Below are 2,328 nucleotides of genomic sequence, written 5' to 3' on the forward strand. Positions count from 1 at the left end.
GCACCCGCATGCCACGCAAACCCTGCGCGATCGCTGCCGGCCGTTCGGCTTCGTCGCGACCCCGAAACGCCTTCATTCACACGCTTATTACTTAGACATGCAAAATAAAATCATGAAGATTGCGCTGGCAGCCGGCTGCCTCGCGTCGAGCCCGTTCGTGCATGCACAAAGCGCCGTGCAGCTTTACGGCCTGGTCGACGTCTACGCCGGGGCGCAGCGCGCGCTCGGCGGCAAGACCGCCGCGGCCGAGAATTCGAACGGCATGTCCACCAGCTTCTGGGGCATCGGCGGCCAGGAAGACCTGGGCGGCGGCTACTCGGCGGTGTTCGCGCTCGAATCGTTCTTTCGCGCGTCCAACGGTGCGGTGGGCCGCTCGGCGGCCGATCCGTTCTTCAGCCGCAACGCCTATGTCGGCATCAAGGGGCCGCAGGGCTCGCTGCTGCTCGGCCGCAACACGCTGCCGTATTACGTGACCGCGCTCAGTTTCAACCCGTTCGGCAACAGCTTCGGTTTTTCGCCGGTGCTGGTGCAGATGTACAAGGGGCTGCCGGCGCAGATGGTGGTGGGCGACACCAACTGGAACAACTCGATCATGTATGTGTCGCCCACCCTGGCCGGGTTCACCGCCACCGGCGTGTACGCGACCGGCAACCAGGCCGGGCACGACGGCGCGAACCAGGTGGCCGGCGACCTGCGCTACGCGAACGGCGCGTTCGCGGCCGCGTTCTCGTATCAGCGCGTCAAGTATTCGGTCACGCCGGGCGACCTGCAGACGCTGATCGCCGGCTTCACGCAACAAAGCGCCTACCTGGCCGCGGCCAGCTACGACTTCAAGGTGGCCAAGCTCAGCGCGCTGGTGCAGCGCATCGAGGATTCGATCCAGACCGGCGACATCGCCTCGAACAGCGGCGAGCTCGGCGTGTCGGTGCCGCTCGGCACCGGCTACGCGATGGCCTCGTTCATGTACACCAGGAGCAAGGGGCGCGGCGACCCGATCCGCAAGACCTGGACGGTCGGCTATGACTATCCGCTGTCGCGCCGCACCGACGTGTATGTGGCGTATCTGAACGACGCGGCGACGGGGCTTTCGAACGGGTACAACGCGGGGGTGGGGATGCGCACGCGGTTTTGAGGGGGCGAGCGGGCTACCGGCCGCGCAGCAGCGCCGCGCGGCCTCGCCAGTATTGCCGCACGAACGGATCGACGACGCGGTACGCCCCCTGCCCGGCGCGCGCGATCAGGTTCGATTCGACGAGTTTGTCGATCACGTTCTGCACGTGGCTGGGCTCGACCTCGCGGCCGGTCCTGGCGGCGTATTCTTCGAGCGCCGCGCGGCCGAACAACCCCGACACGGCATCGGCATCGTTGCGCGCGATCAGATCGAACACGGCCTGCCCGAGCACGCCGAAATCCTCCACGGCACGCATCTCGACATCGGCCATCGCCTGCGCGAGCGTGTCGCAGATCACCGGAAAGGCCTGATCGGCCGACAGCCCGCGCTGGCGTACCACGTCCTGCAATTGGACCAGCGCCTTGGTCAATTCCTCCGGACGGCAGCCCAGCAGCCGGAACCCGTCCACTGCAACCTCGGACGACGGGATGGCCGCGCCGGGCAATGCGCGGATCGCGGCCAGCTTCCAGGCCACGAAGGCCTCGTCGAGCGGGGCGTAGATCGAAGCCTGCGCACCCATGAACGGCTGCGAACGGCGCGTGGCCATCTCCGTGATCAACGAACGATGCGAGCCGGTGCCGAGGAACAACAGGTAGCCGGGCGTGCCGGGCCGCGTGTTGACCGCATCGCGTGCCGCCTTCAGGGCGTGCATCAGCGTGGAGCCGCCGTCCGCGCCCATCGCCTGCTGCACCTCGTCGACGATCAGCACGACGTCGGTGCGCGCTGCATCGACGATCGCCGTGAACGCCTGCGCGAGCGTCGCGCCCCCCACGCCGGCCTCGCCCACCGCATCGATCTGAAAACCGAACGAAAAACCGGCCGCCCCCAGGTTCAGCCCCTTCAGGCGCGACAAGCGGCCGAGCAGCGACGACGACGCATCGGCCAGTGCTGCCAGCGTTGCACGCACCGCCTCCAGCACGAGGTTCATCGGGTTTTTCGACGGATCGGCCCACAAATCGACGTAGATCACCACGGCGCCCTCGCGCTCCAGCTCCGGCACGAGATCCTCGCGCAGAAAGGTGGTCTTGCCGATCCGACGAATACCCGACAAGAACACGCCCGAGCGTACGTTGACCTCGAGCGGCCCGGGCCGCAACAACTGCCGCGCCATGTCGCGTGCGTAATCCGGCCGGTGATAGACCTGTTGATCGCGCCCC

The 2,328-nt window shown here is 67.2% G+C and carries 2 protein-coding genes; one reads left to right on the top strand and one right to left on the bottom strand.

The genetic code is table 11. The features are described 5' to 3' along the window. The first annotated feature begins 112 nt into the window (after positions 1-112). Positions 113-1,132: a porin gene (locus ACYP33_RS02025; RefSeq protein ID WP_459619377.1), complete on the top strand. Its 1,020-nt coding sequence runs from the start codon at positions 113-115 to the stop codon at positions 1,130-1,132. Positions 1,133-1,145: 13 nt separating this feature from the next. On the opposite strand, the gene ACYP33_RS02030 is transcribed toward ACYP33_RS02025, so the two are convergent. Next, positions 1,146-2,328 (bottom strand): ATP-binding protein (locus ACYP33_RS02030; RefSeq protein ID WP_459619379.1); only part of this gene is annotated, 1,183 nt, incomplete at its 5' end.

It is taken from the genome of Burkholderia sp. 3C, assembly GCF_054589155.1.